A 6,752-nucleotide genomic window follows, 5' to 3' on the forward strand; every position below is an offset into this window, starting at 1 on the left:
CGCCCCGGCCTCAGCGCACCGCCGGGTTCACTTCACCTTCGCGCCGCCCTTGATGACGTCGGTCACCCGCGTCATCACGCCGATGTCGCTCAGCGGATCGCCCTCGACCGCGATGATGTCGCCATATCGGCCGACCGCGATCGCGCCGACATCCTTGGTCCGGTCCAGCGCCTCGGCGGCGTTGCGCGTCGCCGCCTGCAGCGCCTGCATCGGCGTCATGCCATATTCGACCATCGTCTTGAGCTGGCCCGCCGCCGTCCCGTGGGGCATCACCCCCGCGTCGGTGCCCATCACCATGCGGACGCCGGCACGGTGCGCCTTGCGGAAATTGTCGCGCTGCGCCTGCGCGATCTCGCGGTCCTTGCGCAGATTGTCCTCGAGCACGCCGTTCTTCTTGCCCTCGGCCTGGGTGTAGTCGGTGTTGAAGATGTCCATCGAGAACCACACCGGCTGCTTGCGCTCGACCGCCAGGCGGATCCCCTCGTCATCGACCAGGCTGGCATGCTCGATCGTGTCGATGCCGGCGCGGATCGACGCCTTGATCCCGGCGGCGCCGTGCGCGTGGGCGGCGACCCGCAGCCCCCATTGATGCGCCTCGTCGGCGATTGCGCGCAGCTCGTCTTCGGACAATTGCTGCTGGCCCGGCTCGGTGTTGCGCGAAAAAACCCCGCCCGTCGCGCAGACCTTGATCACTTCCGCGCCATATTTGCGCTGCTCACGCACCCGGGTACGCAGTTCCTGGACGCCGTCGCCGACCGCGGGCGACTTCGCCTTGAACGACGGCGGCAGATAGGTGCTGTCGCAATGCCCGCCCGTCGCGCCCAGCGCATAGGCGGCCGGCACGATGCGCGGACCGGGGATCAGCCCTTCGTCGATCGCCTGCTTGTACGCCACGTCGGCATAGTTTTCCGACCCGACGTTGCGCACGGTGGTGAAGCCCGCATCCAGCATCGCCTTCACATTGGCGGTGCCCTGCACGGCCCAGAAGGAATCGGTGAACTGCAGGTTGGTATAGCCGCCATAGCGCGGATTGCTGTCGAGATGGACGTGCATGTCGATCAGGCCGGGCAGGATCGTCTTGCCGGGAAGGTCGATGCGCTTCGCCTCCGCCGGGATCGCAGGCCGCCCGCCGTTGCGCCCGACCACGCTGGTGATGCGGCCGTCGGTGATGACGATCACGGGCTCCTCGACCACCCGGCCCGCCAGCACGTCGATCATGCGGTCCGCGGTGACCACGACCGTCTCTGCCCGCGCCGTGCCCGTCCACGCCAGCGCGGCCACCGCCGCGACGCCAAATCCAACTGTCCGCATTTTCGTTTTTGCCCCGATGATTAGGACGGCATTGCTCCCGCCTAACGGCTGCCGGGTCAAGCCCTGTTCACGCCGGAATTGCGGCCAGATCGATCGCCAGCCCGATCCACATCGCCGCCAGCACGATGCACGAGGCCAGGTAGACGAGGAAGCGCGGCTGCACCGCCGGGGTCGCGATATGGATCGCGCTGTGCACCGCGCGCAGCCCGACAAAGGTCCAGGCGAGCGCGACCTGTGCTGCCCCGGCCCGGCCGGTGACGACCAGCAGCGGCACGAGCGCCAGGAACAGCACCGGCATCTCGAACAGGTTGGTCAGGTTGTTGGCCGGCCGTTCGACCGGGCGGAAATAGGCGGCGGTGCCGTCGCGCGTCGCCAGCTCGCCGTCGCGCGGCGGCGTCCGCGCGATATGGCGGGCACGCAGCACGAACAGCAGGAACCACACGACGAACACCAGCGCCGCAAAGGCGAACACCGGCCACAGGATCGCAGGATTCATTGCTGACGCTTTCCCCACTGTCGTCCCCTTGCTCCGCCCCGCACGGTTGCCAGCTTCGCCCGATCGTGGATGCGGTCAAGCCGCACGTGAGCCAGAGCCGCAGCTTTCGGAAAAAATCCGGCAGCGGCTCCCCTATCCGCGCGCCGGGCAGCTCGGCGTTGGGATCGGCACGAAATCCTCGCGCGGGCGGCCGTCGATCGCGTAGAGCCGCTCCGCCGGCAGTTTGAACACCAGCCCCGACGCGGGCAGCGCAAAGTCGTAGACCGCCCCCAGCAACCCGGCCATGCGGTCGCCGCAAACCGGGACCCCGATCGCGGCAAAGGCGATGGCGATCCCCTCCCCCATGCTGCCCGTCCAGCGACCGACCCGGATCGCGACGGGCTTGGGCCGCGACTTGCCGGCGCGGGGCAGCACCTGCTCGATCCATTGCCGGGGGATGCCCGTCTCGCGCTCCTCCGCGGGATAGCGATGGACCTGATAACCGGTCGGCGCCGTCACGAACCAGCCGATCATCGCCCGCGCGACGCTCGTATTGCCGCCGCCCGGCGTATCGGTCAGATCGATCGTCAGTCGGGCCGAGGCCGGGATCGCAGCGACCGCGCGGTCGAACGCGGCGATCGTCGCCTGATCACCCAGCGCATTGTTGATCCGGATGGTCACGCCCCCGTCCGCGTCAGTAATCACGCGCAGCGGCGGCCGTGGCGGCGCGTCGGCATAGAGCGTGGCGAGCGTCAGCTCCCGGGTCCCGCCGCGACCTGCGAAGGTCAGCCGACGGGGCCGGTCGCGCCGGCCCGCCGCCAGCACGCGCGCGGCATAGCTGCGCGCCTCCGCACCACCGCGCGCGACCCCGACCGATTGCCAGAACGCCGCGATCGCCCGGTCGATCGGCACATCGTCGACCGCGACCAGACGGTCGCCGGCCACCACCCCCGCGCGCGCCGCCGGGGTGTCGGGACGCACCGCATCGACGCGATATGCGCCGTCGCGCTCGACGATCCACAGGTCGGCATAGCTCGGCACGAGCGCCCAGCTGTCGTCGAACGCGCTGCCGGTGATCGCATGGTGATCCGCCAGGCTCGCGATGCGGTTCTCGGCGTAGCGCAGCAGCGAGTCGCTGTCGTGCACCGCCGCCCGCTGCGCCGCCAGCTGCGGTGAATCGGGCACCCGGCCATCGGGTCCCAGCCGTTCGGGATAGGCGTAATTCTCGACGATGATCCGGTCGAGCGCCGCCGCGTCGCCGGCATAGTCCGGCGTGGCCGCGCCGACCAGGACCGGCGCCGCGACCAGCGCCAGCATCCCCCGAACCCGGACGAATCGCCCCCTAGATGTGAAGCGCCCGCCCATAGGCCCCCAGCACGCTTTCATGCATCATCTCGCTCAGCGTCGGGTGCGGGAACACCGTGTTCATCAACTCGGCCTCGGTCGTTTCCAGCGTCTTGCCGACGGTATAGCCCTGGATCAGCTCGGTGACTTCGGCGCCGACCATGTGTGCGCCCAGAAGCTCGCCGGTCCTGGCGTCGAACACCGTCTTGATGAAGCCTTCGGCCTCGCCCAGCGCGATGGCCTTGCCGTTGCCGATGAAGGGGAAATTGCCGACCTTGACCTCGTAACCCGCCTCCTTCGCCTTCGCCTCGGTCAGGCCGACGCTGGCGACCTGCGGGTGGCAATAGGTGCAGCCGGGGATGTTGCGCGGATCCATCGCGTGCGGATGGCCGCCGGCGATCGCCTCGACCGCGATCACGCCCTCGTGGCTCGCCTTGTGCGCCAGCCACGGCGGCGCGGTGATGTCGCCGATCGCCCAGATGCCGGGGACGTTGGTGGCGCAATCCGGCCCGGTCTTCAGGAAGCCGCGATCGTCCATCGCGACGCCGAGCTCCTTCAGCCCTATATTCTCGGTGTTGGGCACGATGCCGACCGCGACGATGACGTGGCTGAACTCCTCGGTCGTTTCCTTGCCCGCCTTGTCCTTCAGCTTGGCCTTCACGCCGTTCGCGCCGACTTCCAGCCCGTTGACGCCCGCGCCGGTCATGATCGTCATGCCCTGCTTGGTCAGCGCCTTTTCGAGGAAGGTCGACACGTCATGGTCCTCGACGGGCACGATGCGGTCCATCATTTCGACCACGGTCACCTTGGCGCCCATGTCGTTGTAGAAGCTGGCGAACTCGATCCCGATCGCGCCGGAGCCGATGACGAGCAGCCTGGTCGGCATCTCGGTCGGCACCATGGCGTGGCGATAGGTCCACACCCGCTTGCCGTCCGACTTGGCAAAGGGCAGCTCGCGCGCCCGCGCGCCGGTGGCGACGATGATGTTCTTCGCGGTCAGCTCGGTCGCCTTCCCGTCCTTGTCGGTGACGGTCAGCTTGCCCTTTCCGGTCAGCTTGCCCTCGCCCATGTGCACGGCGATCTTGTTCTTCTTCATCAGGTGGGTGACCCCCTGATTGAGCTGCTTGGCGACGCCGCGCGACCGCTTGACCACCGCGTCCAGGTCGGCGCTGATCTTTTCCGCTGCCAGCCCGTAGTCCTTGGCGTGCTGCATGTAGTGGAAGATCTCGGCCGAACGCAGCAGCGCCTTGGTGGGGATGCAGCCCCAGTTGAGGCAGATGCCGCCCAGCGTCTCGCGCTCGACGATCGCGGTCTTGAGCCCCAGCTGGCTCGCCCGGATCGCCGCGACATAGCCCCCCGGCCCGGAGCCAAGGACGATCAGGTCATAGGTGTCAGTCATCTTTGGAGGATACCTTTTCCAAACCAAATTTCTGTTCTGCGGTGACATCCATATAAGCAGCCATCCGAGAGACGTCCTCCAGCACGGGCATCACCTCTGGGATAGAGACTGGTGTCCCCTGCTTGCGACCCCCACTATTAAAATCGACGCGATAACGATAATCTGCACGGCCACGATTATGGACAAGGGCATTGCGTATTTCAACGTAACTTTTCAATCTTACGAGTTCATCATCTGACTCAAAAATATAGAACTTAAACAATTTCTGAAGCTTATCAGACAGACTTTCTATACTTTCGTACGAGAAACCTCGAAGAAGCTGGTCAAGCGCCATTATTCTTTGTTCCGAAATGTTTTCTTGGAAAATTGCCCTTCGATCAATTTGACCCGAAGGTATCATCTCCGGTCTTGAAGAGAATATTTCTGCTAACAAATCCACAATGTAGGTCTGGAAATTATCAATGACGCGCTGAAATGTCATTTCGTCCATCATCCTCATGACTATGTTCACGTGCTGATAATGGGACTGATAACTGTCGAACGACTCCACGAAGGGCTTCAGACTGGCCCACAGTCGTGCGTAAACCTGCTCTATCCGATGAGCCTCGTCCACATAGCGGTAAAGCGCAAAAGTGGGCCTTTCCGGAAACATGCTCGCATCAATCATATCGTTTTTATCACTCGCGGCCGCTTGTGCGCGTCGATCGCGACGAACACGAACCGCGCCTGCGTCACCCGGCATTGTTCCTCCTGGTGGCGGTCGCGCCGCCAGGCTTCGACCTCGATCGTCATCGACGTGCGGCCGACGCGGACCAGTTCGGCATAGACCGACACTTCGTCGCCGACCGCGACGGGCGCGTGGAACTGCATTCCGTCCATCGCGATCGTCACCGCCCGCCCCTTGGCATAGCGCGCCGCGACCAGGCCGGCGGCCATGTCCATCTGGCTCATCAGCCAGCCGCCGAAGATGTCGCCATAGGCATTGGCATCCGCGGGCATCGTCGTCACCCGGATCGCGGGCTGGCCCGATGGCGGCGTCGCGGCGTCGGGATCAGCCACGCGCGGCGTGGTCCTTGGCCCGATCCTTCGCCAGCGCTTCGCGCACCGGGCGCACCCCCATCAGCAGGACGACGACGAACGCGACCGAACCGACCAGCCAGATGTCGTTGCGCCCGAGCGGATAGGACCAGGCCGACGCCCAGGTAATCGCCACCGTCGCCACCAGCCCGGCGGCGATGTGGAGCAACTCGACCAGCGTGTGACGGCCCATCGCCCGCCCTCCCCCGTGATCAGGCGATGAAGCTCAGCGGCTGTTCCACCAGCGCCTTGAACGCCTGCATCAACTGCGCGCCGTCCGCACCATCGATCGCGCGATGGTCGAAGCTGCCGGTCGCCGACATGACGGTTGCGACCTGCAACGCATCGTCGATCACCACCGGCCGCTTCTCGCCCGCGCCGACCGCCAGGATCATGCCCTGCGGCGGATTGATGACCGCGTCGAACTGGGTGATGCCGAACATGCCCATGTTCGAGATGCTGGCGGTACCGCCCTGATATTCCTCGGGCTTGAGCTTGTTGTCCTTGGCGCGTGCGGCCAGTTCCTTCATCTCGATCGAGATCGCGGACAGGCTCTTGCTCGCGGCATCGCGGATGATCGGGGTGATCAGGCCCGACGGCGTCGATACCGCCACCGACACGTCGGCGCGGCTGTACTTGACCAGCGTGTCGCCGGCGAAGGTGACGTTGCACTTGGGCGTCTGGATCAGCGCGACGCCCAGTGCCTTGATCAGCATGTCGTTGACGCTCAGCTTGACCCCGCGCGCCTCGAGCGACTTGTTCAGCTCGCCGCGCAGCTTGAGCAGCGCATCCAGCCGGACATCGACGGTCAGGTAGATGTGCGGGATCGTCTGTTTCGCCTCGGTCAGGCGGCGCGCGATCGTCTTGCGGATGTTGGAAAGCTTCTCGACTTCGTGCGGGATCGTTTCGTCATACCACACCGCCTTGGGCTCGGTCGGCGCGGCGGGTGCCGGGGCAGGCGTGGCGGCCGGCGCGGGCGCGGGGGCAGCAGATGTGGCCGGTGCGGGCGCAGCGCCCGGTTTCGCGCCCTCCAGGTCCGCCTTGATGATGCGGCCGGCCGGTCCGCTGCCCGCCAGAGCGGACAGGTCGATCCCCTTTTCGGCGGCGATGCGGCGCGCGAGCGGGCTCGCCTTGACACGATCACCC

8 protein-coding genes are annotated in these 6,752 nt (G+C 66.1%); all 8 read right to left on the minus strand.

Features of this window, described 5'->3' with window-relative positions; translation table 11 throughout:
- Positions 1–27: 27 nt before the first annotated feature.
- Complete coding sequence (locus tag AX676_RS12530; protein WP_066476777.1) at positions 28–1,311, minus strand: Xaa-Pro dipeptidase; 1,284 nt, start codon at positions 1,309–1,311, stop codon at positions 28–30.
- Positions 1,312–1,378: 67 nt separating this feature from the next.
- A complete protein-coding gene (locus AX676_RS12535; protein ID WP_066476775.1) occupies positions 1,379–1,807 on the minus strand; it encodes an MAPEG family protein in 429 nt (142 codons plus the stop codon).
- Positions 1,808–1,939: 132 nt separating this feature from the next.
- Positions 1,940–3,103, minus strand: coding sequence for a S41 family peptidase (locus tag AX676_RS12540; protein WP_066476772.1), 1,164 nt, complete (start codon positions 3,101–3,103; stop codon positions 1,940–1,942).
- Between the two features lie 25 nt (positions 3,104–3,128).
- Positions 3,129–4,529: a dihydrolipoyl dehydrogenase gene (lpdA, locus tag AX676_RS12545; RefSeq protein ID WP_066476765.1), complete on the minus strand. Its 1,401-nt coding sequence runs from the start codon at positions 4,527–4,529 to the stop codon at positions 3,129–3,131.
- Positions 4,522–5,271 (minus strand): hypothetical protein, encoded by a 750-nt coding sequence (locus AX676_RS12550; protein ID WP_156437627.1) that lies wholly within the window; start codon positions 5,269–5,271, stop codon positions 4,522–4,524. Before AX676_RS12550 ends, lpdA begins: the two co-directional genes overlap by 8 nt.
- Complete coding sequence (locus AX676_RS12555) at positions 5,193–5,528, minus strand: acyl-CoA thioesterase (RefSeq protein WP_066476898.1); 336 nt, start codon at positions 5,526–5,528, stop codon at positions 5,193–5,195. The genes AX676_RS12550 and AX676_RS12555 overlap by 79 nt, the downstream gene beginning before the upstream one ends.
- A 52-nt stretch (positions 5,529–5,580) precedes the next feature.
- Positions 5,581–5,799: a hypothetical protein gene (locus tag AX676_RS12560; RefSeq protein WP_066476759.1), complete on the minus strand. Its 219-nt coding sequence runs from the start codon at positions 5,797–5,799 to the stop codon at positions 5,581–5,583.
- Between the two features lie 19 nt (positions 5,800–5,818).
- Positions 5,819–6,752, minus strand: a 934-nt coding sequence (locus AX676_RS12565) for a 2-oxo acid dehydrogenase subunit E2 (RefSeq protein WP_066544398.1), incomplete at its 5' end; no start/stop codon positions are given.

Origin of the sequence: Sphingomonas sp. CCH21-G11 (assembly GCF_001555965.1) — a bacterium.
In the GTDB taxonomy this organism is placed as follows: Bacteria; Pseudomonadota; Alphaproteobacteria; order Sphingomonadales; family Sphingomonadaceae; genus Sphingomonas.